This is a genomic window from Halomonas sp. NPDC076908 (assembly GCF_050269715.1).
Taxonomy (GTDB): Bacteria; Pseudomonadota; Gammaproteobacteria; order Pseudomonadales; family Halomonadaceae; genus Vreelandella.
The window spans coordinates 70,735-97,323 of record NZ_JBNNIW010000003.1 but is presented as its reverse complement, the minus strand read 5'-3'; the positions used below and the strand labels follow the sequence as shown (position 1 = coordinate 97,323).

24 protein-coding genes, 4 tRNA genes and 1 pseudogene are annotated in these 26,589 nt (G+C 51.5%); 20 read left to right on the top strand and 9 right to left on the bottom strand.

The features are described from left to right. Window positions 1-129: 129 nt before the first annotated feature. The gene (locus tag ACQKE4_RS02685) at window positions 130-828 is read left to right on the top strand and encodes a CoA transferase subunit A (protein ID WP_290833563.1); all 699 of its coding nucleotides are present in this window, start codon (window positions 130-132) and stop codon (window positions 826-828) included. 95 nt (window positions 829-923) lie between these two features. Then, on the top strand, window positions 924-1,586 hold the full coding sequence (locus ACQKE4_RS02680; RefSeq protein ID WP_290833565.1) for a CoA transferase subunit B: 663 nt from the start codon (window positions 924-926) through the stop codon (window positions 1,584-1,586). A gap of 73 nt (window positions 1,587-1,659) precedes the next feature. Here ACQKE4_RS02680 and ACQKE4_RS02675 read toward each other — a convergent pair whose 3' ends face one another. Together ACQKE4_RS02675 and ACQKE4_RS02670 are read right to left on the bottom strand one after the other, a co-directional pair. After that, window positions 1,660-2,427: a DUF1338 domain-containing protein gene (locus ACQKE4_RS02675; protein WP_290833567.1), complete on the bottom strand. Its 768-nt coding sequence runs from the start codon at window positions 2,425-2,427 to the stop codon at window positions 1,660-1,662. Window positions 2,428-2,534: 107 nt separating this feature from the next. Next, window positions 2,535-2,792, bottom strand: a complete 258-nt coding sequence (locus ACQKE4_RS02670) for a GrxA family glutaredoxin (protein WP_427386773.1) — start codon at window positions 2,790-2,792, stop codon at window positions 2,535-2,537. Window positions 2,793-3,035: 243 nt separating this feature from the next. On the opposite strand from ACQKE4_RS02670, the gene hybE reads away from it, so the two are divergent. Together hybE and ACQKE4_RS02660 are read left to right on the top strand one after the other, a co-directional pair. Continuing rightward, a complete protein-coding gene (gene hybE, locus ACQKE4_RS02665; RefSeq protein WP_427386772.1) occupies window positions 3,036-3,461 on the top strand; it encodes a [NiFe]-hydrogenase assembly chaperone HybE in 426 nt (141 codons plus the stop codon). A 78-nt stretch (window positions 3,462-3,539) separates the two neighbouring features. After that, window positions 3,540-4,313 (top strand): 3-hydroxybutyrate dehydrogenase, encoded by a 774-nt coding sequence (locus tag ACQKE4_RS02660; protein WP_427386771.1) that lies wholly within the window; start codon window positions 3,540-3,542, stop codon window positions 4,311-4,313. Window positions 4,314-4,386: 73 nt separating this feature from the next. On the opposite strand, the gene ACQKE4_RS02655 is transcribed toward ACQKE4_RS02660, so the two are convergent. Genes ACQKE4_RS02655 through ACQKE4_RS02645 form a run of 3 tightly spaced genes read right to left on the bottom strand, consistent with a single transcriptional unit; the run spans window position 4,387 to window position 6,706 of the window. Then, entirely contained in the window at window positions 4,387-4,926 is a 540-nt protein-coding gene (locus tag ACQKE4_RS02655; RefSeq protein ID WP_427386770.1) for a response regulator transcription factor, read from the bottom strand. 44 nt (window positions 4,927-4,970) lie between these two features. Further along, on the bottom strand, window positions 4,971-6,242 hold the full coding sequence (locus ACQKE4_RS02650; RefSeq protein ID WP_427386769.1) for an ATP-binding protein: 1,272 nt from the start codon (window positions 6,240-6,242) through the stop codon (window positions 4,971-4,973). Window positions 6,243-6,280: 38 nt separating this feature from the next. Then, window positions 6,281-6,706, bottom strand: a complete 426-nt coding sequence (locus ACQKE4_RS02645) for a hypothetical protein (protein ID WP_290833579.1) — start codon at window positions 6,704-6,706, stop codon at window positions 6,281-6,283. A 204-nt stretch (window positions 6,707-6,910) separates the two neighbouring features. Between ACQKE4_RS02645 and pyrC the strand changes: the two genes are divergently transcribed. After that, window positions 6,911-7,948: a dihydroorotase gene (gene pyrC, locus ACQKE4_RS02640; protein WP_427386768.1), complete on the top strand. Its 1,038-nt coding sequence runs from the start codon at window positions 6,911-6,913 to the stop codon at window positions 7,946-7,948. Window positions 7,949-8,010: 62 nt separating this feature from the next. On the opposite strand, the gene mtnN is transcribed toward pyrC, so the two are convergent. Both mtnN and folD read right to left on the bottom strand, forming a co-directional pair. Continuing rightward, window positions 8,011-8,718: a 5'-methylthioadenosine/S-adenosylhomocysteine nucleosidase gene (mtnN, locus tag ACQKE4_RS02635; RefSeq protein ID WP_427386767.1), complete on the bottom strand. Its 708-nt coding sequence runs from the start codon at window positions 8,716-8,718 to the stop codon at window positions 8,011-8,013. A 40-nt stretch (window positions 8,719-8,758) separates the two neighbouring features. Further along, window positions 8,759-9,631 (bottom strand): bifunctional methylenetetrahydrofolate dehydrogenase/methenyltetrahydrofolate cyclohydrolase FolD, encoded by an 873-nt coding sequence (gene folD, locus ACQKE4_RS02630; RefSeq protein ID WP_427386766.1) that lies wholly within the window; start codon window positions 9,629-9,631, stop codon window positions 8,759-8,761. 206 nt (window positions 9,632-9,837) lie between these two features. On the opposite strand from folD, the gene ACQKE4_RS02625 reads away from it, so the two are divergent. The 4 genes from ACQKE4_RS02625 (at window position 9,838) to ACQKE4_RS02610 (ending at window position 10,340) form a co-directional block, all read left to right on the top strand. After that, window positions 9,838-9,914: transfer RNA gene (locus ACQKE4_RS02625), tRNA-Pro, on the top strand. Between the two features lie 90 nt (window positions 9,915-10,004). Next, a tRNA-Arg gene (locus ACQKE4_RS02620) sits at window positions 10,005-10,081 on the top strand. A gap of 76 nt (window positions 10,082-10,157) precedes the next feature. After that, a tRNA-His gene (locus ACQKE4_RS02615) sits at window positions 10,158-10,232 on the top strand. A 33-nt stretch (window positions 10,233-10,265) separates the two neighbouring features. After that, window positions 10,266-10,340: transfer RNA gene (locus ACQKE4_RS02610), tRNA-His, on the top strand. A 101-nt stretch (window positions 10,341-10,441) separates the two neighbouring features. On the opposite strand, the gene amt is transcribed toward ACQKE4_RS02610, so the two are convergent. Next, window positions 10,442-13,822, bottom strand: a complete 3,381-nt coding sequence (amt, locus tag ACQKE4_RS02605; RefSeq protein WP_427386765.1) for an ammonium transporter — start codon at window positions 13,820-13,822, stop codon at window positions 10,442-10,444. Between the two features lie 312 nt (window positions 13,823-14,134). Between amt and ACQKE4_RS02600 the strand changes: the two genes are divergently transcribed. The 4 genes from ACQKE4_RS02600 (at window position 14,135) to ACQKE4_RS02585 (ending at window position 18,300) form a co-directional block, all read left to right on the top strand. Further along, complete coding sequence (locus ACQKE4_RS02600) at window positions 14,135-15,376, top strand: NAD(P)/FAD-dependent oxidoreductase (protein ID WP_427386764.1); 1,242 nt, start codon at window positions 14,135-14,137, stop codon at window positions 15,374-15,376. Window positions 15,377-15,486: 110 nt separating this feature from the next. After that, window positions 15,487-15,696 (top strand): putative motility protein, encoded by a 210-nt coding sequence (locus ACQKE4_RS02595; protein ID WP_290833591.1) that lies wholly within the window; start codon window positions 15,487-15,489, stop codon window positions 15,694-15,696. A gap of 223 nt (window positions 15,697-15,919) precedes the next feature. Then, window positions 15,920-17,509: a peptide chain release factor 3 gene (locus ACQKE4_RS02590; RefSeq protein ID WP_290833593.1), complete on the top strand. Its 1,590-nt coding sequence runs from the start codon at window positions 15,920-15,922 to the stop codon at window positions 17,507-17,509. A 17-nt stretch (window positions 17,510-17,526) separates the two neighbouring features. Continuing rightward, entirely contained in the window at window positions 17,527-18,300 is a 774-nt protein-coding gene (locus ACQKE4_RS02585; RefSeq protein WP_427386763.1) for a TatD family hydrolase, read from the top strand. A gap of 7 nt (window positions 18,301-18,307) precedes the next feature. Here ACQKE4_RS02585 and ACQKE4_RS02580 read toward each other — a convergent pair whose 3' ends face one another. After that, on the bottom strand, window positions 18,308-19,285 hold the full coding sequence (locus tag ACQKE4_RS02580; RefSeq protein WP_427386762.1) for a YgfZ/GcvT domain-containing protein: 978 nt from the start codon (window positions 19,283-19,285) through the stop codon (window positions 18,308-18,310). A gap of 150 nt (window positions 19,286-19,435) precedes the next feature. On the opposite strand from ACQKE4_RS02580, the gene ACQKE4_RS02575 reads away from it, so the two are divergent. From ACQKE4_RS02575 to ACQKE4_RS02545, 7 genes and pseudogenes are all read left to right on the top strand, one after another. Further along, a complete protein-coding gene (locus ACQKE4_RS02575) occupies window positions 19,436-19,633 on the top strand; it encodes a hypothetical protein (RefSeq protein WP_290833598.1) in 198 nt (65 codons plus the stop codon). Further along, entirely contained in the window at window positions 19,633-20,040 is a 408-nt protein-coding gene (locus ACQKE4_RS02570) for an OsmC family protein (protein ID WP_290833600.1), read from the top strand. The genes ACQKE4_RS02575 and ACQKE4_RS02570 overlap by 1 nt, the downstream gene beginning before the upstream one ends. Window positions 20,041-20,093: 53 nt before the next feature. Beyond that, complete coding sequence (gene uvrB, locus ACQKE4_RS02565; protein WP_427386761.1) at window positions 20,094-22,118, top strand: excinuclease ABC subunit UvrB; 2,025 nt, start codon at window positions 20,094-20,096, stop codon at window positions 22,116-22,118. A gap of 4 nt (window positions 22,119-22,122) precedes the next feature. Further along, window positions 22,123-22,374 (top strand): annotated as a pseudogene (locus ACQKE4_RS02560) (DNA-formamidopyrimidine glycosylase family protein); the annotation flags it as partial. Window positions 22,375-22,561: 187 nt separating this feature from the next. Next, entirely contained in the window at window positions 22,562-24,067 is a 1,506-nt protein-coding gene (locus ACQKE4_RS02555; RefSeq protein WP_427386760.1) for a fumarate hydratase, read from the top strand. Between the two features lie 132 nt (window positions 24,068-24,199). After that, the gene (cls, locus tag ACQKE4_RS02550; protein ID WP_427386864.1) at window positions 24,200-25,618 is read left to right on the top strand and encodes a cardiolipin synthase; all 1,419 of its coding nucleotides are present in this window, start codon (window positions 24,200-24,202) and stop codon (window positions 25,616-25,618) included. Between the two features lie 31 nt (window positions 25,619-25,649). After that, complete coding sequence (locus ACQKE4_RS02545; RefSeq protein WP_290833610.1) at window positions 25,650-26,567, top strand: LysR substrate-binding domain-containing protein; 918 nt, start codon at window positions 25,650-25,652, stop codon at window positions 26,565-26,567. Window positions 26,568-26,589: the final 22 nt, after the last annotated feature.

The following is a 26,589-nucleotide window of genomic DNA, read 5'->3' as shown; positions in this document are numbered from 1 at the left end:
AAGAAAAACAAACTTAACAAATATATCATCTGGCACAACACTGACACTAACGTAGCGCGCAAATTACATGTCAATGTCTACGTATTTCAAAGACAACGCATATCTAAGACAACAATGTGAGGCATAACAATGGCAGGATTCGATAAGCGTGTAGCTTCCTACGAAGAAGCAATGGAAGGTATCGAGAGCGGTATGACCGTCATCGCTGGCGGTTTTGGATTATGTGGTATCCCGGAAAATCTGATTGCAGAAATCAAGCGGCGCGGTGTCAATGATCTTACCGTGGTTTCCAACAACTGCGGTGTTGATGGTTTTGGTCTTGGGATACTGCTTGAGGATCGCCAAATCAGTAAGATTCTCGCCTCCTATGTTGGCGAAAATGCCTTATTTGAAAAGCAAATGCTCAACGACGAGATTGAGGTGGTGTTAACCCCTCAAGGCACGTTAGCTGAGAAAATGCGCGCTGGCGGTGCGGGTATTCCCGCCTTTTACACCGCGACCGGCTACGGCACGCCAATTGGTGATGGTAAAGAAGTGCGCGAATTTAATGGCCGTCACTACATCTTAGAAGAAGCGATTACAGGTGACTTCGCTATCGTTAAAGGGTGGAAGGCAGACCGCTATGGCAACGTTATGTATCGCCATACTGCGCAAAACTTTAACCCCATGGCTGCTACCGCGGGAAAAATCACCGTAGTGGAAGTTGAAGAAATTGTGGAGCCGGGTGAGCTTGAGCCTAGCCAGATCCATACGCCAGGTATTTATGTGGATCGGATTATTCAAGGCACATTTGAGAAACGTATTGAAAAACGCACGGTGCGTAGTTAGGCCGTAGCTGTTTCAAACGACTTAGGTCTCAAATGACGTAGATTTTAAACGTTTCCCTAGCTTCTCATTTAACGATTCAACAAAAGGAAGTCACCATGGCTTTAACACGAGAACAGATGGCTCAGCGTGTCGCACGCGAACTCCAAGATGGCTTTTACGTCAATTTGGGCATTGGTATTCCCACCCTAGTGGCCAACTACATCCCGGATGGCATCGACGTGATGCTGCAATCCGAAAATGGCCTGCTGGGTATGGGCCGTTACCCTACTGAAGACGAACTTGATTCGGATATGATTAATGCAGGTAAAGAAACGGTTACCGCGCGTCCCGGTGCCGCGATTTTCTCCTCTGCCGAGTCATTCGCCATGATTCGCGGTGGTCATGTGGATTTAACCGTACTGGGTGCTTTTGAGGTTGACCAGCAGGGCAATATTGCCTCGTGGATGATCCCCGGTAAGCTGATCAAAGGTATGGGTGGCGCGATGGACTTGGTGGCTGGTGCGGATAACATCATTTGCACCATGACCCATGCCTCCAAGCATGGTGAGTCCAAGCTGCTTGAAAAGTGTGAACTGCCGCTGACCGGGGCTGGCTGCATTAACCGCGTTTTGACTGATTTGGCCTATCTTGAAATTAAAGACGGCACCTTTATTCTCAAAGAGCGCGCTCCTGGTGTTAGCGTCGAGGAAATTATCGAAAAAACGGCGGGCAAATTAATCGTCCCTGATCACGTCCCCGAAATGACCTTTGACGCCTAAGTAACCGTTGTGAGCCTAGGCGGTTAATAAAATGGCGTTGGTACGACTTAGGTGTAAAGCCCCTTAAATCGTATCACGCCATTTCACAACGGGTATGGAAGGGGAGTAGCACTTCGGCGATGCGCTCATGGTCATCTTCCACGTGTTTTTGCACCAGTGCCAAACCGCCTAAACATAACCGGTGCTCGTCGCCCTCACTAAACACCACTTTTTTTGGAGTGGTTGGGTAGAAACGATGATCCAGTAGTGATGACACCGCAAAAACTCCGTTTTGCTGCCCGTTTAGACTTGGCATTCCTACTTCGTTGAGTCGTTGATCAAGCTTGATTAATGGTTCTCCCAACTGACTACAATCAAAACCGGCGTGATGTAGGCGAGGTCCCATGACCGCCAGCCAGCCAGCCAGTGGATGGGCGTGTTGTAACTGTTGGTAGAGTGCCCACGAGGGCATAGGCCATGGACGACCGCGGCAAAGCAGGTTGTGTCCTTTGCAGTCCTGAGGATGCGACTGCTTTACTAAGCCTTCAATGGCCTCTCTGGGTGCTTTTGAAAGCGTCCCCATTTGCAATTCGGCCAGCACTAGCCAGCTGCTGCCGTCGTTGGGTGCTAGCAGGTGAATGAGTAAGCCTTTATCTGCCATCGCGTATTGGCCGATTGGACGGTAGCCCATATGCGCTAAATTGCCGGCAAGAGCCATGGCTGAAAAGGGCCCGTAATTCAGTGTCACCAGCGCAAGATACTCGGCGGCGCTGGAAAGCGGCCACAGCCTTAAGGCGCCAATATCAGGATGGGTATGTATATAGTCAAGCCAGAGCTGTTGGACAAACTCCTGACGCTGCATGCTGAACTCCTTGCCCACATGCGGCACACACTAGCGTGAGCCGTTAAGTAAGTACTCAGTATAGGCAAGCACAAGCCGCAAGGGTTCAACGGGTATTAACGAGCGGTTTAACGCAGCTGTTTGTCGCGAACAAATTGATCAAACTCAGTGAAGCCGCCAACATGGGCTTGATCGACAAATACCTGCGGTACGGTATGAATCGGTTTGCCTGCCGTTTTGGCGATATCTTCTTTAGTCACGCCTTCTGAAGGCATATCTACATAGCGGTAACCTTCAATCTTACCGGCTTTTTCCAGATGCTCGGCAAGGTGTTTTGCGCGCACGCAAAATGGGCATGACATTCGACCAAAAATAACCACAAACATGAGTGTCGCTCCTTTACGTTAGTAGGGGTAAGTAGCAAAGTAGTCTGTAACGACTTAGCCAGTACAAATTAGCCAGCACAAATTGATCAGTAACCTAGCAGTAACTGATTGAGTGGCAAATAGCATACTGCGAGAAGATAAATGAGCGCCTATTGTGGCTGAGCAGAGTGCATTACGCCAATAGCGGCTGACTAACGCTGACTATTAATACCGATTATCACCCGGAGATCATTAAGGACAACTATGCAAACGCTTACTGCTGAGGAGTATGGTTTTCTTGCCGAATTGGCGCGGGCATACCGCGATACGCACTTAGCATCGATTAAGCAGCAAGAGGGTTGGAACCCCCGTTTGGGCATTGATGCACTTTGCTTTCAGCGTGAAAGTGCTGAGCGTATGGTGGGGGCACTTATAACGCCCTCTGGGCTTTGGTTGGTAGTGGTGCCCGATCAGGCCAAACTCACTGCTCCTCTGGAGGAGACGTTGACAATGGCGCTACCCTCAGGGAGCTATCGCTTAGTGTTAGAACGTTTACCTGGCGGATATGAAATTTACAAGCGCGCTATTTTGCGTGATTTAGGTGAGCTCGACAGCATGCAGGAAGCAGCAAGGCTGGCGCAGCAAATGATGTCGCGTTTAATGCAGCCTACTCCACAAGCTGACGCTTAGGCGGGGGCGGCCACTATACTGATTCATGCACACTCGCAGTCACACTCTCTTTCATTCATTTAGTAAAAGGAAATGCCCATGACCAATCAAGCCGTTACTACGCCGCGCGTGGCACTCGTCACCGGTACCAGCAGTGGTATTGGTGCTGCAGTCGTTAAGCATTTTTGCGGATTAGGCCATCAAGTGCTTGCGGTGGATTTTAACCCGGCGGGCAAAGCGATTGCAGAGGAAGCGGGGGCTGTTTTTTTCGAGGCCGATCTAACCGATCCTGATGCCTGCCGTGCGGCGGTAGCTGATGCGGTTAAGCGCTTTGGTGGTGTCGATATCTTGGTTAACAATGCCGGTATTCAACACGTTGCATCCATTGAGTCGTTTCCTGAGGAGAAGTGGCGTCAGATTATGGACTTAATGCTTACGGCGCCTTTTTTACTTACCCAAGCAGTATGGCCGCACATGCGTGACAAGGGGTGGGGGCGAATCATTAACGTGGCCTCCATTCATGCTCAGGTGGCATCGCCTGGCAAAGCCGCTTACATCAGTGCTAAGCACGGCATGATTGGTTTGACCAAAACAGCAGCATTGGAAGGTGGTGAGCAAGGTATTACTGCCAATGCGGTTTGCCCTGCCTATGTAAGAACGCCGCTGGTAGATAACCAGATTGCCGATCAGGCAAAATTGAACAAGATGGACGAGCAGGAAGTGGTCGAAAAAATCATGCTCAAGCAGGCCGCAATTAAGCGCCTTATAGAGCCGGATGAAGTGGCGCAGCTGGTTGCTTACCTCGCCTCTGATGCGGCAGGCGCAGTGACCGGTTCTAGTTTTAATATTGACCTAGGCTGGACAGCGCACTAAGCACCGGGCTCTCCTCCCGCCAGTCGCCTAATACGATGGCGGGGGTTTTGCCAATACCCCGCTCTAAAGGGGGTTAGCGTCGCACCGGGCGTTTTTGTAATTTGCGCTGTAGGGTGCGGCGATGCATGCCTAAAGCACGGGCAGTGGCGGAAATATTGCCATCGTGCTCCTGTAGCACTTTTTGAATATGCTCCCAGGTGATCCGGTTAATTGAGGGCGGATTATCCGCAAGCTCAATGTCCGGGTCGCCATCCTGGCGCTCAAATGAGGCGAGTACGTCATCAGCATCTACTGGTTTACACAAATAATTGACGGCGCCGAGTTTAATTGCTTCGACTGCGGTGGCAATACTTGAGTAGCCAGTCAGCACCACAATACGACAGTGGGGCAAAATGCCAAGTAGTTCGGGCAGCAGTTTCAACCCTGAGCTATTTTCCAGCTTTAGATCTAAGGTCGCCATGGTGGGTGAAAATTGCGCCGCCATGGCCAGCGCTTGCTCTGCATCGTGGGCAACGATGACTTCATAGCCACGCCGCGTTAATGCCCGGTTCAGCACATGGCAAAACATTTCATCGTCATCAACGATCAGCAGGCGTTGCTCTCGCGTTTGCATGTTGTCCTCAATCCATTAAAGGAGATGCTTGGGGCGCTCGTGTATTAACTGGGAGCCGCGCAACGAGGCAGCGTAACTTCTGTTAGCGTACCCCCTTCCGGGTGATTATACAGGCTTACGCCGCCGCCAAAGCGATTGATGGTGGCATGGGTTAAAAACAAACCAATCCCCATGCCTTTACTTTTAGTGGAAATAAACGTCTCACCTAACTGATCTGCAATCGACATCGCAACGCCAGGGCCGTGATCACGAATATCGATGATGACGCTCTCTTCCTGCCAGTCTAAGCGAATGGCGATGTGTTCAGGGTTAGCGTCAGCGGCGTTATTGAGCAAGTTTGTCAGCGCTTGGTCAAGCGTGGCATCTACCGCTAGCCAAGGCCTGCCGCGTTTTTCAGCAACATCAAACTGGTGGCTTACATCGGGGCGTAGCACCAGCCAACGCTGAACCACACCGGCTAGCCAAATCTCCGCGTCAAGTACTTCGGGCTCTGCCATGCGGCGTCGATCAGCATTGGAGACTAAATTTTGCAGCCGAGACTTGCACACATCTACCTGCTGGCGCAGCAAGGTAATATCCTGATGAAGCCCTGAGTTTGGGGCTGCCTCATCCTCCATCTCTTTTAGCAGCACTGCCATGGTGGAGAGTGGCGTGCCTAGTTCGTGGGCGGTTCCGGCCGCTTGCGTCGCGACGGCCAGCACCTGCTCGTTGCGCAGCGCGGCTTCTCGGGTTCTTGAGAGCGCTTGATCTCGGCTGCGCAGGGCATGGGCCATTTTGAAGATAAAAAACGTCACAAGGCCCGCAGAAAGACCAAAATTAAGCCACATGCCAAGTACATGCAGGCTTAATGGGCCGTCGCTATTAATATGCCCCAACTGTGGGATGGGGTGGTAAGAGAACATCAAAAAGGTGTACCCAGCCATGGAACAAGCGGCAATGATCCAGGCATGGCGCCAGGGTAGCGTTGCCGCGGCAATAGTGACCGGCACAAGGTAATAAGTAATAAAGGGATTGGTTGAACCGCCTGAGAAATAAAACAGCAGCGTTAGCCCTGCAATGTCAGCGAGTAAATGCAGTAAATACTCAAGGTGCGTGACCGCGCGGGGACGACCCAGTCGCCACCAAGTGGCGATATTAAGAATGCCCATCGCAATCACGACGCTCACGACGGCTGTCACCGGTAAATCAAAAGCCAGTAGCTCCACGCCGACGATAATGGCCAGTAAAAACCCCGTCCAGGTGATCCCGCGGACGATGGTGAGCCGCACCAGGTTGCGATTAGGCGTGGATAGCGGAAGAGGCGGAGCGGTAGGCATAAAGGCGCTGCTTTGGTTGATGATCTTGGTTGAGATACTTAATTAACGTTCTTAGCGGACGTTTTGACACCGTGAATGACAAATTTAATAAATAGGGTCATCACGAAGGTCGCCCAACCGGCTGAGGCCAGTATGTTGAATAACAACATTTTTGGTGGCAGCCAGGCACTGCCTAGTAAGGCTTCCAGCATGATGTGAAAAAACATCGCTAGCAGTAGGGGTAGCGCCAAAATGTGGATCCACATATCGGTACGGCGTTTACGAATACGATAACGACACAGCAGGTAACGTAGGGGCCGATGCGCCCAACTGAACACTACCAGCGCGCCGATCACCAATAGGCAGGCTAGCGTGGGTTCCGTGCTGCCAAGATAGGCGGATAGCGAAATGGACCAGGCAAGGCCTAGCCATAGCAATCCCTCCAAGCTGGCAATGACATCCGCATAGCGTCGCACGTTCTGCATAAACAACCGGATCCTTACCGTTAAAAGCCAATTGTGAAAACTAGCTGTTAAAAATAGCGGTTAAAACTAACTATGAAAAAACTGTCGCCATGATACGACACTTAGCGAGTGCTGTGGGTGTCAGCGTTGGATTTATCCAGCCGCCTAATTGCGTATACTGTGTATGCCTCTTTTAGCCGACTCAACTCCAGTACAGGACTTGCCGTGGACACTGTAACACTGACCCGCCCCGATGATTGGCACCTCCATTTACGTGACGACGATGCATTAAAAGCAGTTGTCGGTCATACCGCTGCCCAGATGGGGCGGGCGATTATTATGCCCAACCTTACGCCACCGGTTACTACCACCGCCCAGGCGCTTGAATATCGCCAGCGTATATTAGACGCGCTACCAGCAGGCAGTGCCTTTGAGCCGTTAATGGTACTTTATCTTACGGATACCACGCCGCCCGAGGAGATTGAGCGCGCAGCACAAAGTGGCTTTGTTAAGGCGGTTAAGCTTTACCCCGCGGGCGCGACGACTAACTCTGACTCTGGCGTCACGGATTTGGCGCACTGCGACGCGGCGATTGCGATGATGGTCAAAGTGGGTATGCCATTGTTAGTGCATGGTGAAGTGACCGATGCAGAGATCGATATTTTTGATCGCGAAGCCGTGTTTATTGAAAAAATCATGAAGCCGCTCCTGGCACGCCACCCCGCCTTAAAAGTCGTCTTTGAACACATTACTACGCAACAGGCGGCTGAATTTGTTGCCCAGGCCCCGGACACTATAGCGGCCACGATTACCGCTCATCACCTGTTGTTTAATCGCAATAAAATGCTGGTGGGTGGCATTCGTCCTCACTACTACTGCCTGCCTATTCTGAAGCGGGAGCAGCATCGCCAGGCGCTTTTGAAAGCCGCCACTAGCGGCAGCCATAAATTCTTCTTGGGGACCGATAGTGCTCCTCACTCCCAAGGGGCTAAAGAGTCAAGCTGCGGTTGTGCCGGTGCCTATACAGCGTCTGCGGCCATTGAGCTTTACGCGACGGCCTTTGATGAAATGAATGCATTAGATAAATTAGAAGGGTTTGCGAGCTTAAACGGGCCACGTTTTTATGGGCTGGCGCCTAATGCAGATACCATTACATTAGAGCGAAAAGTGTGGCGATTGCCGGAAAGCTACCCCTATGCCCAAGGCGCGCAGATTATTCCGCTGCTGGCAGGTGAAACGCTTAGTTGGACGATGATCTCGTAGCGGGTGTGCAACGTCTTCAAAGAAAAAAGGGTCGAGAATATCGACCCTTTTGCTATCTACGGCTAGGCAGTACCAAGTTGCTTAAGCATCAGATCGACCATGCGTGACGAGTGGTCGGCCGCTACTTCCAGGAACTGATCAAACGTTAGGTGATTGTCGCCACTGCCAGGAATGTCTGAAAGGGCGCGAATAACCACGAATGGGCAGCGGTAGAGGTAGCAGGTCTGGGCAATGGCAGCTCCCTCCATTTCAACAGCAAGCATGAGCGGGAACTGCGCGCGGGTCGCCGCAACCCGCGCTGGATCTGCCATAAAGGCATCACCTGTGGCGATCAATCCTTCTCGTACCTGAACCTCGCCTAATGACGCAATGGCGTTACGGGCGATTTCTCGCAGCGTTGTATCGGCCTGGTAAGCGGCGGGCATCCCCGGCACTTGCCCTATTTCGTAACCAAATACCACCGCGTCAACGTCGTGGTGGCGAACTTCATCAGAAATGATCACATCCCCAATTTTTAAATCTGCAGCAAACCCGCCCGCTGATCCGGTATTGATAATCGCATCGGGCTGGTGTCGCTCCAGTAAAATAGCGGTACCCACAGCAGCGTTCACTTTGCCAATGCCCGATTGCAGCACAATGACTTCAAGGCCGTAACGGGTGCCGGAATGAAATACAAAGCCTGCATGTTCATAGCGTTGTGGGTTGTCTAATTGACTAACCAGGGTGCTTACTTCTTGCGCCATCGCGCCAATAATACCTATACGCTTCACTGCGCAATGCTCCTTGAGGAAAGATTTGAAGTCACTTGAATTAACCTTGCGCCTGCCGGGCCAAGTCGTGCTGCTCAGCGGCTTCCAGGGTATTTTCAAGCAGCGTTGCTACCGTCATCGGGCCAACGCCACCCGGCACCGGGGTGATAAAGCTTGCGCGTTCTGCAGCGGTTGCAAAATCAAGGTCGCCGACTAAGGTGCCGTCTTCTTGGCGGTTAATGCCCACATCAATCACGATAGCGCCGGGCTTAATCCACTCACCTTTAACGAGCCCTGGTTTGCCAACGGCAACAACGACGATGTCGGCGCGGCTCACGTGATCTTGAAGGTTTTGGGTAAAGCGGTGGCATACCGTTGTCGTGCAGCCTGCAAGCATCAGCTCCAATGCCATGGGGCGGCCGACAATGTTAGACGCGCCTACCACGGTGGCATCAAGGCCGCGTAACGGAATATCGCTTTGTGCCAGTAAGGTCATAATGCCTTTGGGGGTGCAGGGGCGAAGTGCTGGCAGTCGTTGCGCTAAGCGACCCAGGTTGTAGGGGTGAAACCCATCAACATCTTTGTCAGGCAGAATGCGCTCTAAAATGGGTCCGGCATTGAGGTGTTTAGGCAGTGGCAACTGAACCAGAATGCCATCGACAGTAGGGTCACTGTTGAGTTGGTCGATAAGCGCTTCCAGGTCGAGCTGAGAAGTGTTGGTCGGTAACGCATGCTGAAAAGAGAGAATACCCGCTTGCTCGCAGGCGCGGTGCTTGTTATTGACATAGACTTGAGAGGCGGGATCTTCCCCAACTACCACCACGGCTAGCCCTGGTGCCCGCGCGCCTGCAGCTCTACGTGCGGTAACCTTCTCAGCAACCTGTTGACGGACAGCAGCAGCGATGGCTTTGCCATCGATTAGTTGGGCGGTCATGTAGTGGAATCCCTGTGAAGCGTTAAAAAAGCGAATACCAAGCGCATAACCAACAGCGCTTATAGAGGTCGCAATTTTCGCACGCTAGGCCACCCAGGCAAAGCATCTAAACTAATAATCACTTTAGTGGTTGACTTTAAAAATAGAAATAGTAATATATGCCTCGCTTGAGACGGACCAAGCGGTAGCGTCAAAGGTAATTAAATCGGGATGTAGCGCAGTCTGGTAGCGCGCCTGCTTTGGGAGCAGGATGTCGGGGGTTCGAATCCCTCCATCCCGACCACACTTTACGTGAAAGGTAGAAGTTTGCTTTTCCAAGCTTTGGTTGTGGTCTAGTGCTCATCAGTATTCGTTATTTCTGAATGCTTTTTGTGCGCCCATAGCTCAACCGGATAGAGCAACGGCCTTCTAAGCCGTAGGTTGCGGGTTCGATTCCTGCTGGGCGTGCCATCTAATTCAGTGGTAACACCCTGTCAGAATCATTCCTTCAAGCATACGATATTGTTTCTACGTTAGATTGTCTTTGGTGGGTGTAGCTCAGGGGTAGAGCCCCGGATTGTGATTCCGGTGGTCGTGGGTTCAAATCCCATCATCCACCCCATTGACAATATAAGCGTACCAGTTTTAGGTTGTGGTGGGTGTAGCTCAGGGGTAGAGCCCCGGATTGTGATTCCGGTGGTCGTGGGTTCAAATCCCATCATCCACCCCATTTCCTATATTTTTCTGTAAATTGTTAATCACCACGCGAAGCCCTTAATTGGGTTTTTTTCGTTTCTGGCTTCTTGTTTTTATTTTTGCTGAGTGGGGGCGCTAGCGCGGCATCACTTTTATACGGCTGCCTGCCATGTGTGTCAGTGGTTCAGGCATACCGAGTAAATATCCCTGAGCGTAATCAATGCCTATCTGCTTTAACGCATTGAGCGTTTCATTGGTTTCGACAAACTCGGCGATTGTTTCGATATTTAGCGCTTTTCCCACCGCATGAATGGCTTCGACCATTGCCCGGTCAATTGGATCTTGATGTACATTACGGATAAAGCTGCCGTCAATTTTAAGAAAATCGACGGGTAATTCTTTCAAGTAGCTGAATGAAGAAAGGCCAGTACCGAAGTCGTCCAGCGCGAAATAACAGCCGTAGCCCTTTAATGTATGAATTAATTCACTCACCCGAGAGAGCTGAGCAATGGCCGTGCTTTCAGTAATCTCAAAACATAGCGTGTGAGGGGGGAGTCCCGCGGTGCTTACTTGGGTAATCAAGTCCTGACAGAAATCAGGATCGGATAGTGATGCCCCTGAGAGGTTGATTCCCCAAGTGCCCGCCGATGGTTTTTCAGAATGACGGCTTTGATCGCCTAGCCATGCCAGTGTGTTGCGTATTACCCAGCGGTCAATGCGAACCATAAAGTGGTAGCGTTCAGCAGCGGGGAGAAAACTACCGGGTGCGATAAGCTCCCCGTGCTCTTCTAAGCGAATTAAAATTTCTTGGTAACCTGATCCAGTCGTGCAAACTGCTTTAATCGGCTGAGCAAAAAGCCTGAAAGCATCGTTATCCAACGCGTTTTGCAAGCGCTGCACCCATTGCAGTTCGCCGTGTTTCTCCAGCAAAGAGTGATCGTCGGGCTGGTGGCAGTGGATGCGATTACGGCCTGCCTCTTTAGCTGCGTAGCAGGCAGCATCAGAAGCGTGTAGGGCCTGGGCAAGTTGCATGGGTTCAGCAGATTTAAGCGCTACTAAGCCAATGCTTACGCCAATACCAAAGGTGTGTCCTTGCCAGGCAAAGCGATAGTTTTCAATATCGCTGCGTAGCGCTTCTGCAATCATTTGCGCTTTTTCTATACTGCAGTCCGGCAGCAGCAGTGCGAACTCATCACCACCCAGGCGCGCAATGGTGTCGCTGCTGCGTACGTGGGCCTTTAGCTTCAGCGCCACTTGGCGAAGCAGTTCATCGCCAGCCAAATGACCGCATGTATCGTTTACGATTTTGAACTGATCAAGGTCTAGATAGCACAGTACATGTAGGCCGTCGTCTCTATTGAGAAGGGTGGTCAGCTCTGATTCAAAAGCGCGTCGGTTTAACAGGTTGGTCAAATTGTCGTGGCTGGCTTGATAGCTCAGTTGCTCGGCAAGGTTGCGAGTGAAGCTGACATCTTGGAACACCACCACGGCACCTAAGGTGATCCCGCTGCGTGAGCGAATCGGTGACGCCGTGTGTTGAATAGGCGTGTGAGTGCCGTTGCGCTGAATGAGTAGGCAGTGCTCGGTGGAGTGCTTAGGCGTGAGTTGGGTTAACACTTGGCGTGCGGGATTGCTAAGGGATTCGCCGCTGCTTTCATCAATTAGTTGATAAACCCGTTGGATAGGGGAGTCGGTAGCCTCCTCAAGTGACCATCCAGTTAGCCTTTCGGCTTCGGTATTAATAAAGGTCACGGTGCCACTGGCATCGCAGGTGATAACGCCATCGCCAATAGAGGCAAGCGTGGTGCGTGCAAGGTCTCGTTCACGGTTTAGCTGCTCTTGAAGCTGTTTGCGTTCGGTAATATCGCGCACCATGCCTGAGCGCTCGGATACAGAGCCGCTGGCGCCCTCGCTAATCAGTATTTCCAAATAGCGTATGTCTTTGTCTGGGGTGCGCCGCTTGATTTCATGGCGTGCGCCAGGGGTAAGGCGATGTCCTGGGAGTAGCTGTGAAACGGGTTGACCAATAAGGTGTGAAGCGCTAACACCAAAGAGCTGCTCTGCGCCTGGGTTGAGACTTGTCAAGGTACCGTCTGCCTGCCAGGTGATCACGCCATCACGCAGGTTGCGAAGCATAACGCGGGTATGGCCAACGGCCGTTTCCAATGCGGCAGTGACACGGTTATAGCTAGCGGCAATTTCACCAACTTCAGTGAAAGGGTCGGCTTCAATTCGTTGATGCATATCGCCTTGCTCTTCATGCTGGCGCATATGTTCCAGTAGTTGGTTGAGTTCATTGTTGGCGCCATGCTCTGCAAGATTAAGGCCCATTTTTTCAGCGTCTGAAGAGACGCGGATGGGTAAAAACAGCCGAGTAATACGAAACAGCAGCCATGCAGTGCCGAAGCTCCAGGCGCCACAGACAACAACGCCCGTGAGTTGCACTCCAAACTGACTGGCGCGAGAAAGGCCGGTGTCTAAAAGGGTTAAATCGGCAACCCATGGCAGCGCTAATGTGCCCCATATGCCTGAAACAAGATGAGCCGGAATGGCGGATACGGCGTCATCAATGTGCTTTTTAAGCAGCCACTCACTGCTTAGTACCATTAATACACCGCTAATAGCGCCTAAGCTAAAAGCAGTTTGCATAGAAATGGCGTGTGCGCCTGCAGTCACTGCCACTAATCCTGCAATAGCGCCATTAATGGCATACATTACGTCGGCGTAGCGGCGCGTGCGAAGTCCCATCAGCATGCCGGAAAGTATGCCGCCAGCAGCACCTAAAATGGTATTGGCTAATATCCCTGGGATCTGCGTATTGACCGCGAGCGTGCTGCCTCCATTGAACCCGAACCAACCTAAAATCATAAATAGTGCGCCAAGCATCGCCAGGGGCAGGTTGCCTGAAGGGAAAGCAGTCGGCGGTTTGCCGTGAGCAAAACGCCCCCTGCGTGGCCCAATACAAAGCACCGCTGCAAGCGCTACCCAGCCTCCCACGCTATGCACGACGGTTGCACCTGCAAAGTCGACAAAGCCTAGTGCGTTAAGCCATCCTTGGGCGCCCCCCAAAAGCCCGCCCCATGCCCAGTGACCAAATACCGGATAGATGAGTATGGCAATCCAAAACGCTGTCCACATATAGGCGAAGAAAGGCATCCGCTCGGCCACTGCGCCAGCCACAATGGTGGCCGCCGTTGCGCAGAACATCGCTTGAAAAATAAATACCGTAATTACCCAGCTACTGGATGCTTGTAATTGCCAGCCGAACAGCGTGCTGCCAATGAGGCCATGTTGAGAGAAACCAAACATAATGCCAAACCCAACCAACCAAAAAACACTGACGGCGATGGCAAAGTCCGCTACGTTTTTCATAGCGACATTAATAGCGTTTTTAGTGCGCGTGGTGCCGGCCTCTAGGCATAGAAAGCCCGCTTGCATCACAAACACCAGGGCGGCTGCCCATAGCACCCACAAGGTATCAAGCAGAGATTGATCCAGTTCTAGTGTTGCAGGCATGACATGGTCCTTGGCATTTTTTGGTGCGAAGCGTGCATCTTTTTAGTGCTTGATGCCGTTGCTTTGGGTAGGGGATTAATGACTCCTTGGCTATAAACAATCCATTGTTAGTATGTCCTTATAGAATCTAAGCAATTGTTATGCCGTCTATAGTGAAGTCGTCGTTTCTAGCCATTTCTATAGAATTAAACACTTTTTATCTTGTTAAAAAGAGCGTTTTCGACTCTATAAAAGCTGTATGTTTGGTGTTATTTTTCAATTAGTTATTATTTATCGTATGTGGATCTGGTTGGTATTGAGGAGTGCATCACAATGGCGCGTCAAACGGTGGTTTTAGGAGCAGGCATGGTCGGTGTCAGCATTGCCTGGCATCTGCAGCAGCGTGGTTATGACGTCACGTTGGTGGATCGTCTCCAGCCTGGTAGAGAAACGTCGTTTGGTAATGCGGGGATTATCCAGCGCGAAGCCGTTCGGCCTTATCCTTTTCCGCGCGATGTCAAAACGCTACTCAGTGTCTTGCCAAATCGCAGAGTCGATATTCGCTATCGTCCGTCGGGTATGGTTAGCGCCGCTTCGCCGTTGCTGCGCTATTGGATGAATTCCGCGCCCAAGGCGTATCAAAAAATCGTCCCTGAGTATGCTTCTCTCATTCAGCTGTCGCTTAAAACCCACGGACCCATGATAGAGGCGGCAGGCGCCGACCATCTGGTACGACGGCAAGGGTGGCTTGAGCTTTACCGTACGCACGAAAAGTTGGCCGCCCGGCTGAAAGACGCTGAAGAGGCGCGCCGTCTCTATGGGGTACAGTTCGAGCAACTCGATCGCGCTGCCTTAGCGGCTAAAGAGCCTTCGCTTAGCAACGATATTATTGCTGCGATTCATTGGCTCGACCCTTGGACCGTTGCTGACCCTGGGGCGCTGGTAGCCGCTTATGCGCAGGCATTCAGCAATGATGGCGGGCGCATTCTTCAAGCCGATATTCAATCCATTCAGCAGCTAGGCGAGCATTGGCAGGTCAAGACTGCTAGTGAGGTGTTAGAAGCCGACGAGGTAGTGGTCGCCTTGGGGCCGTGGGCAGGTAACTGGTTAAAAGAGTTGGGCTATCACTTCCCCACCTTTGTTAAGCGTGGCTATCACATGCATTACGCCCCAGAAGGCACGGCTAAACTCAATTACTGGGTGATGGATGCCGAAGTTGGCTACCTGCTGGCGCCAATGAATGCTGGCATTCGGTTGACCACCGGCGCGCAGCTTGATCACTTGGATGCGCCGGCAGATGTAAAGCAATTAGCTGCTGCAGAAAGTGTAGCGCGCAGTGTCTTTCCGCTAGGCGAGCGACGCGATGAAGCCCCATGGAAGGGAGCACGTCCCTGCTTGCCCGATATGAAGCCAATCATTGGCCCGGCGCCAAGGCACCCTGGCTTGTGGCTAGCCTTTGGGCATGGGCACCAAGGATTTACGTTAGGCCCTGCTACGGGTCAACTGCTGGCAGATATGATGGAAGGCCAGCCAACGGAAATCGACATGGCGCCGTTTCGTGCCGACCGCTTTTAGAGTTTCTCGTTATTTTTTGTGATGAGGCTAATTAAAGCGGGTGATATTTTTGCTTAAGCGATGCCTCTTTGCTAGCTTGTAAGTACATTTGCATACCATGAGGTGGAAATATGGATGTAGGCATTAGCAGTTCTGTGAGCGCATCGTTGTATATGAATCAGGCGCAAACGGCAGAGCAGGCGCAAATGCAGGTGTTTAAAGAGGCATTAGAGACCCAGGCCGAGCAAGTAACTGAAGTATTGGCCTCGGCAAATACCAGCGATCAGCCGGATCTGGCTAAAGAAGGTGTGGTTGGTACGCAGGTGAATACCTTCGCATAGCGCTTATTAATTGTAATAATTTTGCATAGCACGATAAAACGCTGACCTGTTCAGCGTTTTTTTTGGTCTGTCTTTAGGGGGCGAACCTTGACGCCAGCCGCGACAAAAGTAGCCTCCAGGCGTTACAATTGCGGCATTGGAAATTGCTCATAGCGCGATGGCTAGGTTAGTTGAAAGCGACTAACTGATAGCCGCGCTAAGACCACATAGTCGAAGAGGCATAATGAAAGACACTCAACTAGCCCGTGAAGCAGAGCTTCGCAGGACGTTTGCTATTATTTCGCACCCTGATGCTGGTAAGACCACGATCACCGAAAAAATGCTGCTGTTCGGAAACGCGATCCAGCTTGCAGGCTCGGTTAAGAGTAAGCGTAATGACCGCCATGCCACCTCTGACTGGATGAAAATGGAGCAGGAGCGGGGTATTTCGGTAACCACCTCGGTAATGCAGTTCCCCTATGGTGGCCGTATCGTCAATCTGCTGGATACCCCTGGCCACGAAGACTTCTCTGAAGATACCTACCGTACGCTCACGGCCGTTGACTCCGCATTGATGGTGATTGATGGCGCCAAGGGCGTTGAGGACCGCACCATCAAACTGATGGAAGTTTGTCGTCTGCGCACCACGCCGATTTTAACTTTTATCAATAAAATGGATCGTGATATCCGAGACCCGATTGAAGTCATGGATGAAGTCGAAACGGTATTGAACATCCAGTGTGCGCCCATGACCTGGCCAATTGGTATGGGGCGCCATTTTAAAGGCGTTTATCACCTCTATAACGATGTGATTCATCTTTATACTCAGGGGCAGGGCAGCCGCATTCCTGATGACAAGCGTATTGAAGGGTTACATAGCCCAGAGGTGGATGCTGCGTTAGGCGAAGACCAGGCCGAAGAGCTGCGCATGGAAGTGGAACTGGTGCGTGGTGCTTCCCATGAGTTTGATCTTGAAGCGTATCGCCGTGGCGAATTGTCGCCGGTCTATTTCGGTACTGCCATGGGTAACTTTGGTGTGCGTGAAATGTTGGATGGTTTTGTTGAGTACGCCCCGCCTCCTCAGTCACATGAAACCGACACGCGAGTTGTCACTGCCAGCGATGAGCGGTTTACGGGCTTTGTATTTAAAATTCAGGCCAACATGGATCCCAATCACCGGGACCGTATTGCCTTTCTACGGGTGTGTTCGGGTAAGTACGAAAAAAATATGAAGATGCGCCATGTGCGTATTGGCAAAGATGTAAAAATAGCCGATGCACTGACGTTTATGGCCTCCGATCGTTCTCAAGTGGAAGAGGCCTGGCCTGGCGATATCATTGGCCTGCACAATCACGGCACTATTCAGATTGGTGATACCTTTACCGTGGGTGAAGATATGCGCTTTACCGGCATACCTCACTTCGCACCCGAGCTCTTCAAGCGCGTACGACTCAAAGACCCGCTAAAAATGAAGGCGTTGCAAAAAGGCTTACAGCAGCTTTCCGAAGAGGGCGCGACCCAGGTCTTTATGCCAATGGATAACAATGATCTGATTCTTGGCGCCGTAGGTACCCTGCAGTTTGATGTCGTCGCTCACCGCCTGAAAGAAGAGTACAAAGTAGACTGCTTATATGAAGGCGTGAATGTGCAAACCGCCCGCTGGGTCTACTGTGAAGATGCTAAGAAGCTCGAAGAGTTTAAGCGTAAAGCTAGCGCTAACCTGGCCATTGATGGCGGTGGCTATCTCACCTATATCGCGCCGACCCGGGTTAACCTGCAGATGACCCAGGAGCGCTGGCCAGATATTCGGTTCCAGCCCACCCGCGAGCACTGAGGCTTAAGTACGTTGTGATGCTGGTTGACGCTCACTGCCATTTAGATTTTGCTCATTTCGATGGTGATCGAACGGAGGTATTCAAGGCCGCTAAAGCAGTGGGCGTGGCGCACTTTGTTGTGCCGGGCACTACTCGATCACGCTGGCAGCAGGTGCTGGCGCTGGCTGAACGTGCGGATACTTCAGTATGCCTTGGTCTTCACCCTTACTTTGTGGAGCAGCATCAAGAGGTGGATATTGCCGCGCTTGACCACATGCTTAGTCATTATTCAGAAGTTGTTGCGGTGGGTGAGTGCGGTATTGATGGGCGTTTTAGCGATACCCTTGAAGCCCAGTGGTACTACTTTGATGCACAGCTGGCGCTAGCCAAACAGCATGGATTGCCGGTCGTGGTGCATTGCGTTCACGCTAATGACCAAGTGGCTAAGCGCCTTCGTCAGCTTAAGCTTCCCAAGGCTGGTCTTATTCACGCCTTTTCCGGCTCAATCGAGCAGGCAACTAAGTTTCTCGATTTAGGATTCAAGCTGGGGTTGGGTGGCGCGGTGACTTACGAGCGCGCCAGGCGCTTGCATCGAACGGTAGCAGCACTGCCTGACAATGCATTTGTGCTTGAAACCGATAGCCCCGATATGCCGCTAAGCGGTTATCAGGGCATGCGCAATGAACCGTGCCGGATCAGTCAAATATGTGCAGTCGTCAGCAAGCTGCGCGGACAATCGGAAAACCATGTGGCGGCGCAGAGCAGTGCCACCGCCACGCAGTTATTCGACTTGAACTTTACTAAGTGCTAGTCGTTATTTAATGCTGGCCGTTGATAGTGATTGCCATCTGTTCGGGGTCTAGGCGCTCAATCGCATAGGGCAGGGGCAAAAAGGTAACAGGTTCTCCCGCTAGAAAGACTGGCGTTGCTTCCTCGGCAATTTTAGTGCTCATAACCGCCAGCAATTCAATACTACCCTGTTCACTTGATGCAAACGCCACTACTTCGCCTACCGATTTATCCTCGCCATTCACAAGGCTAGCGCCTATCTCCGCTAGCGCCGTGCTCTTCACGCTAGCGCGCATCAAGCGTTTCTTCACCTGGCCCCGAAAATGCGCGCGGGCGACGACTTCTTGGCCGGTGTAGCAGCCCTTTTTAAAGCTAATGCCGCCGAGTGCTTCCCAGTTGAGCATTTGCGGTAAGAAGTGATCCTGCTGCGCATCGGTTACCCAGGCTAAACCGCTGCGAATATCTTCAAGTTGCCATGCGCTGCGGCTCGCCTCGTCATCCTTAGCCGCTGCAACTGAGCCATTGGATTCGGCTTCGAAACAGAACAGCCAGCGAGGTGTCTCACCGGGGTAACGTAAAACACATGCGTTGGCATTGGTGGTATGAGTTGCTGGCTGCTGGGGGAGGGCTAGGCCGAGCTGGTCAGCCAACGTTTGGGCATCATCATTAGCGCCGACGAAAATAACGCCAGACTGGGGGGTTAACTCTGCCTGGTAGAAAGCGGCGAATTTTTTAAGATGGTTGGCTAAGCTGTCTATTAAGGTTGTGCTCAGCAGTAGGCGAAAGTGGTCATCGCCTAGGCGCAGTAACTGAGCATTGGCCAGCATTCGCCCTTTTGGCGTACAGAAACAGGTGAGTGGTGCAAATAGACCATTCGCTAAACTGACCTGGGTGCTGGTTTGACCCTGCAGGAACTTTTCGGCATCCGCACCTTTCACATCCAAAGCGGCTAAGTGAGTAAGGCGGACGCTGCCAAAAGGGGCGCTAGGGGAAGTGGCGGTCGCCATAAAAACTCCTGATGAAATGAATAATACGCGGTTAGTTAAATACGCTGGTTACTAGGTGCGGGCAGGGGGTGCTGATTGCAAGGCACCATTAGCGTGCTAGACTCTTTGCCTTGTATCAGTTTTGCATAGGTCAATAGGCAGGGACACAGAATGGCGCAGCAATCATTAACATTTCAGGGTGTAAAAACGGTCGATCAAGTTAACAAAATTACCACAGCATTGATGATGCTTGAAGGCGTTGATAGTGCCGAAGTGGGTCGTCATGGGGCGGATGTTGACGGCAGGGCGAAGCGAGAAACCCTCATAAACGCGATAGAAAAACTTAAATTAGGCATAAAGGTATTCTAATGCACCCACCGATTACTGTGATTAGTGAGCGCAACCACGCTTTTAGGCAGCGGGTGGTGGTTGAAGGCTTAGAAGATCTTTACGCAGATGTACCCAAAGTGGTGGGTGGCGAGGATAGTGCGCCAGACCCTCACGATTACTTCGATATTGCATTGGGTACCTGCAAGGCGATTACAGTACAAATGTACGCTAAACGCAAAGAGTGGCCGCTTGAAGGTATTACTGTGACGGTGCGGCGAGATGATAGCCAGGAAAAAAAGGGCCTCTACAAGTTAGAGGTGGCATTAGAACTTCACGGTATTGATGATCCTGAACAGCGTGCCAGGCTTGAAGATATTAGTCATCGCTGCCCCATCCAGCGATTGATGACTGACTCCACGGTCGAGATTGCTACGCGTCTTGTTTAGGTCAGTTTGGTTTAGCTTTATGTGGTTAAGTTTCCCCCTTTTTAGGAGTAACAATGAGCAAAGCCTTTCGGTTGCAGTCAAAATTTCAGCCTGCTGGCGATCAGCCTGCCGCCATTAAAGGGCTGATCAGTGGCCTGGAATCAGGGCTTGCCCATCAAACACTGCTTGGGGTAACAGGGTCGGGTAAAACGTTTACCATGGCCAATGTGGTCGAACAGCAGCAGCGTCCCACCATTGTGATGGCGCCCAATAAAACCCTGGCGGCACAGCTTTACGGGGAGTTTAAGTCATTTTTTCCCGATAATGCGGTGGAGTATTTTGTTTCCTACTACGACTACTACCAGCCAGAAGCCTATGTGCCCTCTTCGGACACCTTTATCGAGAAAGATGCTTCGATAAATGACCATATCGAGCAGATGCGCCTTTCAGCCACCAAAGCACTGCTCGAACGACGTGACGCGCTGATTGTGGTGTCAGTCTCGGCAATTTATGGCCTAGGTGACCCGGATCAATACCTGAAGATGCGTCTACATTTCACCCGGGGTGAATTGATTGATCAGCGTGCCTTCCTGCGCCGTTTGGCCGAGCTGCAATATACCCGCAATGATATGGATTTCCGTCGCGGTACTTACCGGGTACGCGGGGATGTGATCGATATTTTTCCCGCCGATTCGGATGAGGAAGCGGTCCGCGTGGAGCTATTTGATAGCGAGATCGACACGATTCGTCTATTCGATCCACTGACCGGTGCCGTTCGCGGTGAGGTCCCGAGGATGACCATCTATCCGAAGTCGCATTATGTGACACCGCGTGAAACCATCTTAGGCGCCATTGACGCAATTAAGGCCGAGCTTAAAGAGCGCTTAGAGTGGATGCGTAAGCATGATCGACTAGTTGAAGCGCAGCGCCTGGAACAGCGAACGCTATACGATATTGAGATGATGCTGGAGCTGGGTTACTGCAACGGCATTGAAAACTACTCCCGCTATCTTTCAGGCCGTGCGCCAGGGGAGCCGCCGCCGACGTTCTTCGACTACTTGCCCGATGACGCACTACTGTTTATTGATGAGTCCCACGTTAGCGTTCCGCAAGTCGGCGGTATGTATAAAGGGGATCGCTCTCGCAAAGAGACATTGGTGGAGTATGGCTTCCGGCTGCCCTCCGCACTGGATAACCGGCCAATGAAGTTTGAGGAGTGGGAGTCGATTTCCCCGCAAACTATTTTTGTCTCCGCTACCCCAGGCCCCTATGAAGCTGATCACGCCAGCCAAACCGTTGAGCAGGTGGTGAGGCCAACCGGATTGCTGGATCCTGAGATTGAAGTGCGGCCTGCCAGTACCCAAGTGGATGATCTGCTGTCAGAGATCGGTTTGCGTACCGCTGTCGGTGAGCGAGTCCTGGTGACTACGCTGACCAAGCGAATGTCCGAAGACCTAACCGAGTATTTTGATGAGCATGGTATACGCGTACGCTATTTACACTCGGATATCGATACCGTTGAGCGCGTCGAGATAATCCGCGATTTACGTTTGGGTAAGTTCGATGTGTTAGTGGGCATCAACTTGCTACGTGAAGGCCTGGATATTCCCGAAGTCTCGCTGGTGGCGATTTTAGACGCAGACAAAGAGGGCTTTTTGCGCTCTGAACGCTCCTTGATCCAAACCATCGGCCGAGCGGCCCGTAATGCCCATGGTAAAGCTATTCTATACGGTGACCGCATTACCGATTCCATGCGTAAAGCGATGGATGAAACCGAACGGCGGCGCACGAAACAGACCGAGCACAACTTAGAGCATGGTATTACCCCGACAACCGTGACGCGTTCAGTGGCTGATATCCTTGAAGCGGCTCAGGCGCCGGGTAAAAAGAGCAGCCGTCGGCGTGGCAATGAGCGCAAGGTGGCAGAAAGTGCGGCCGAGTATGATTTATCTACTATGAGCAAGCATGATCTGCTGGGCGCTATTAGCAAGCTTGAAGATGCGATGTTTGAAGCAGCGCAAAACCTGGAGTTTGAAGAGGCTGCACGGCTGCGTGATCAGCTTCACCAGATGAAAGAAAAACAGCTGATGTTGGGCTAACGGCATGCCTGAAGGTCCAGAAATTCGGCGTGCGGCGGATCGTATTGAGCAGCAGATAGGCGGGCAGGTAATAGAAGATGCCTGGTTCGCCTTTCCAGAGCTTGCCGAACAGGCATCCTCCCTTGTGGGTGTCCAGGTTGCACGGGTAGATACCAGGGGCAAAGCGATGTTAATTCGGTTTGCTGATCAGCGTGTGCTTTATTCCCACAATCAGCTTTATGGCGTTTGGAAATTACATAGGGAAGATAAGCCACCCATTTTTATACCGTTATCTTGATCTATGACAAGCATTGACTAAAGCGCTACCGATAGCGACCAGTTGAGCACAGAGGAGTGCTGCCGCAGGAGGGGCAATACGGTATACTTACCCAACGCTAAGACGGCAACTTCTGCATACGTAGAAAAAGCCGCTGACTAGACGACAACCTAGGAGCAGTTAGTTCATGACCGTGATTCGCCAGGACGACGTTATTCAAAGCGTTGCCGATGCTCTTCAGTATATCTCTTACTACCATCCTAAAGATTTTATTGATGCGATGGCCGCTGCCTACGAGCGCGAAGAGAACCCGGCCGCTAAAGACGCCATTGCGCAAATTCTGATCAATTCGCGTATGTGTGCAACCGGGCATCGTCCGATCTGCCAGGATACCGGTATTGTCACCGTGTTTGTTCATGTGGGTATGAACGTTACCTGGGACGCGGATATGAGTCTTGACGACATGATCAACGAGGGTGTGCGTCGTGCCTATCTGCTTCCTGACAATATTCTGCGTGCCTCGGTACTGGCGGATCCAGACGGCAAGCGTGCTAACACCAAAGACAACACGCCGGCCATTATTCACCACTCCATTGTGCCCGGCGACACCGTTGATATTCACGTAGCAGCAAAGGGCGGTGGCAGCGAGGCCAAGTCCAAATTTGCCATGCTTAACCCATCCGACAGCGTAGTGGATTGGGTGATGGAGCAGCTTCCGAAGATGGGCGCTGGCTGGTGTCCGCCGGGCATGCTGGGGATTGGCATCGGTGGTACCGCTGAAAAAGCGATGATGATTGCCAAAGAGGCACTGCTGGATCCTATCGATATCCAGGATTTGCAGGCCCGCGGGCCTAGCAACCGCGCCGAAGAGATACGTTTGGAGTTGTTTGATAAGATTAATAAAAGTGGTATTGGTGCCCAAGGGTTAGGCGGCTTAACTACGGTGCTAGATATTAAAGTTAAGGACTATCCAACCCATGCCGCTAACAAGCCTGTCGCCATTATTCCCAACTGCGCAGCTACCCGACACGCCCATTTTACCCTGGATGGCTCTGGACCAGCTGTGCTAGAGGCACCAAAGCTGGAGGACTGGCCTAAAATCACCCGCGAGGCGGGCGAGAACGTCAAACGCGTCAATCTCGATACGGTGACGCCCGCAGAAGTCAAAACCTGGCTGCCAGGTGACACGCTGTTGCTGAATGGTAAGCTGTTAACGGGTCGCGATGCTGCTCATAAGCGCATGATCGATATGCTAGCCAAAGGCGAGCCACTGCCCGTTGATATGAAAGGACGGTTTATCTATTATGTGGGGCCAGTTGACCCCATTGGTGATGAGGTAGTTGGCCCTGCTGGTCCGACAACCGCAACCCGTATGGATAAGTTCACTCGCACAATGCTTGAAGAGACCGGTTTGCTAGGCATGGTAGGCAAGGCGGAGCGTGGCCAGTTGGCCATTGATGCCATTCGTGATAACGAAGCAGTGTATCTTATGGCTGTGGGTGGCTCTGCATATCTGGTGGCTCAGGCGATTAAAAAATCACGTGTGGTCGGATTTGAAGACCTGGGCATGGAAGCGATCTACGAATTTGAAGTTGAAGATATGCCGGTAACCGTGGCAGTCGATAGTCTAGGCACCTCTGTGCATCAAACAGGCCCAGCCAAGTGGAAAGAGATTATTGCTCAATCTGCGTAACAGCGTGCTTTCTTTTGGTTGGCCTTTAACGTCTATCAAGTAAGTTGCAGCTGGCCGGGGCCTCGCTATAGGCGAGGCCCCGGCATTATTGTTATTTGTTTTGGCGTGAATTACGCGCATGAGGATGTGGTTATGGCCTCCTGGTTGCTTGGGACTGGCATTCTATTGATACACCTCTTAGGCATTGTTTCAGCCATTATGGCGTTGATGTCTAGCAGAACATCCCAGGGTGCGGTCGCTTGGATTATCTCGCTACTGACCTTCCCTTATGTCGCTCTTCCAGCCTATTGGTTTTTTGGGCGACCGCGTTTTTATGGTTATGTTTCTGCTCGTGGTCAGCGTGACACTGTGCTACGTCGAGTATTAGTGCGCTATCGGGCCAATGTGTTGCCCTATGTGGCACCCTCGAGCAGTCCGGATATTCAAGCCGTAGAGCAGCTCGCTATGATGCCGTTAACGCATGGTAACCGAGCGACATTACTAATCGATGGTACAGATACTTTCGCTAGCCTGTTTGATGGTATTGATCGTGCTGAGCAGTATGTGCTGGTGCAGTTTTTCATTGTTCGAAATGATGCATTAGGTAAGCAATTGCAAGGTCACTTACAGCGTGCTGCTCAACGTGGTGTAAGGGTTTATTTTCTCTATGATGAAGTGGGCAGTCGCAAGTTGAATGAGGGCTACTTAGTAGATTTAATCAGCGCGGGTGTCGCTGTTAGCGCATTTCGTTCTTCACGAGGTTTTAAGCACCGTTTTCAACTTAACTTTCGTAACCATCGTAAAGTCATGGTCGCTGACGGCAAAGAGGGTTGGGTAGGTGGCTTTAATGTTGGGGTCGAATATTTAGGTAAAGATCCTAAGCATGGCCCTTGGCGCGATACACACTTAAAGCTTGAAGGACCCAGTGTGCTGGGCTTGCAGGAGGCGTTTTGGGAGGACTGGCACTGGGCTACTGATGAAGTGATCAGTTTACATTGGCTGGCGGAGACCCTCCCGTCAACCGACCACCATGTAGTGATTGTCCCTTCAGGGCCCGCAGATCGTCAGGATACGGCGAGTTTATTGGTTCAGCAGGTAATTCATAGCGCTAAGGAGAGGCTATGGGTGACCAGTCCCTACTTTGTTCCCGATCAGGGGGTTCAGGATGCGCTACGTCTTGCTGCGATGCGAGGAGTTGATGTCCGTGTAATGATCCCTGAGCGTCCAGATCACTTGCTCGTTTTTTTATCAGCCTTTTCATTTTTACCTGATATGTTGAGGGCTGGTGTAAAAATATACCGTTATCTCCCAGGTTTTTTACACCAAAAAGTAATGCTAGTTGATAGTGACGCAGCAACCGTTGGTACAGTAAACTTAGATAATCGTTCGTTTCGCCTAAACTTTGAAATTACGGCCTTTATTCCAAGTCCCGATTTTGCCGCCAGCGTTGAGACAATGCTAGAGGCTGACTTTGAAAATTGCCGCCGAGTTACAATAGATGAAATTAACCAGCGTTCTATGTGGATGAAGGTCATTTCTCGAGCTGCCTACTTAACGGCGCCAGTTCAATAATAAGTGGGCTAGGTAGGACAAGGAGTCATGGGTGAACCTTGAAACAAAATGGTTAGAAGACTTTGTAGCACTTGCTAGTACGCGCAGTTTTTCAGCTTCGGCACGCCAAAGACATGTAACTCAGCCTGCTTTTAGCCGTCGCATAAGGGCGTTAGAACAAGCCGTTGATGTCACGCTTGTAGACCGCTCTACCACGCCAGTAGGGTTAACTCCAGAAGGGCAGCTGTTTTTAGTAACAGCACGCAATTTAGTGGAGCAATTAAATGAATCGCTGAGCCATTTGCGGGGCCTCTCAATTGCTAATGAAGCATTGGACATTGTTGCCGCACACTCATTAGCGTTGAGTTTTTACCCACCATGGATCTCCCGCTTACAGAAAGGCTTAGGCGAGTTGCCTACTCGCTTAGTCGCAATGAACGTAGGCGAGGCTATCCATGTGCTACGCGAGGGCAACTGCGACTTAATGCTCGCTTATTACGACCCTTTTGCCACCATGCAGCTGGATGCAGAGGTATTTCCCTCGTTTTCAATTGGCAAGGTCAATATGCTGCCCGTATCGCTGCCAGACGACCAGGGGAAGCCGCTGTTCTCACTTCAGCATGACGCTTCTATACCCTACCTTTCCTATACGCAAGGCGCTTTTTTAGGGCGCAGCGTGCGTATGCTGCTGAAAAATGATCCGCTACGCATGAAGCTTCGCACCGTGTATGAAACAGCCATGGCGGAAGGTCTAAAAGGCATGGTGCTGCAAGGTGTCGGCGTTGCATGGATACCTGATTTTTGTATCAAGGAAGAGCTTAAAAGTGGCCGCTTGGTGAGAGCTGGCGATCAGAGTTGGGATATTCCTCTTGAGATTCGCTTATACCGTTGCTCTATGGTGCATAAACCGGGCGTCGAGCGTCTATGGCGGCAAATGATGAAGTTGCCGCGTGATTTCTTGCACGCCTGAAGTACTTATTCACCAGCAACGT

Coding starts and splice junctions, on each gene's coding strand:
- ACQKE4_RS02685 (WP_290833563.1), top strand. CDS start 130: ATGGCAGGATTCGATAAGCGTGTAGCTTCCTACGAAGAAGCAATGGAA.
- ACQKE4_RS02680 (WP_290833565.1), top strand. CDS start 924: ATGGCTTTAACACGAGAACAGATGGCTCAGCGTGTCGCACGCGAACTC.
- ACQKE4_RS02675 (WP_290833567.1), bottom strand. CDS start 2,427: ATGCAGCGTCAGGAGTTTGTCCAACAGCTCTGGCTTGACTATATACAT.
- ACQKE4_RS02670 (WP_427386773.1), bottom strand. CDS start 2,792: ATGTTTGTGGTTATTTTTGGTCGAATGTCATGCCCATTTTGCGTGCGC.
- hybE (WP_427386772.1), top strand. CDS start 3,036: ATGCAAACGCTTACTGCTGAGGAGTATGGTTTTCTTGCCGAATTGGCG.
- ACQKE4_RS02660 (WP_427386771.1), top strand. CDS start 3,540: ATGACCAATCAAGCCGTTACTACGCCGCGCGTGGCACTCGTCACCGGT.
- ACQKE4_RS02655 (WP_427386770.1), bottom strand. CDS start 4,926: ATGCAAACGCGAGAGCAACGCCTGCTGATCGTTGATGACGATGAAATG.
- ACQKE4_RS02650 (WP_427386769.1), bottom strand. CDS start 6,242: ATGCCTACCGCTCCGCCTCTTCCGCTATCCACGCCTAATCGCAACCTG.
- ACQKE4_RS02645 (WP_290833579.1), bottom strand. CDS start 6,706: ATGCAGAACGTGCGACGCTATGCGGATGTCATTGCCAGCTTGGAGGGA.
- folD (WP_427386766.1), bottom strand. CDS start 9,631: ATGACCGCCCAACTAATCGATGGCAAAGCCATCGCTGCTGCTGTCCGT.
- amt (WP_427386765.1), bottom strand. CDS start 13,822: ATGCCTGCAACACTAGAACTGGATCAATCTCTGCTTGATACCTTGTGG.
- ACQKE4_RS02600 (WP_427386764.1), top strand. CDS start 14,135: ATGGCGCGTCAAACGGTGGTTTTAGGAGCAGGCATGGTCGGTGTCAGC.
- ACQKE4_RS02595 (WP_290833591.1), top strand. CDS start 15,487: ATGGATGTAGGCATTAGCAGTTCTGTGAGCGCATCGTTGTATATGAAT.
- ACQKE4_RS02590 (WP_290833593.1), top strand. CDS start 15,920: ATGAAAGACACTCAACTAGCCCGTGAAGCAGAGCTTCGCAGGACGTTT.
- ACQKE4_RS02585 (WP_427386763.1), top strand. CDS start 17,527: ATGCTGGTTGACGCTCACTGCCATTTAGATTTTGCTCATTTCGATGGT.
- ACQKE4_RS02580 (WP_427386762.1), bottom strand. CDS start 19,285: ATGGCGACCGCCACTTCCCCTAGCGCCCCTTTTGGCAGCGTCCGCCTT.
- ACQKE4_RS02575 (WP_290833598.1), top strand. CDS start 19,436: ATGGCGCAGCAATCATTAACATTTCAGGGTGTAAAAACGGTCGATCAA.
- ACQKE4_RS02570 (WP_290833600.1), top strand. CDS start 19,633: ATGCACCCACCGATTACTGTGATTAGTGAGCGCAACCACGCTTTTAGG.
- uvrB (WP_427386761.1), top strand. CDS start 20,094: ATGAGCAAAGCCTTTCGGTTGCAGTCAAAATTTCAGCCTGCTGGCGAT.
- ACQKE4_RS02555 (WP_427386760.1), top strand. CDS start 22,562: ATGACCGTGATTCGCCAGGACGACGTTATTCAAAGCGTTGCCGATGCT.
- cls (WP_427386864.1), top strand. CDS start 24,200: ATGGCCTCCTGGTTGCTTGGGACTGGCATTCTATTGATACACCTCTTA.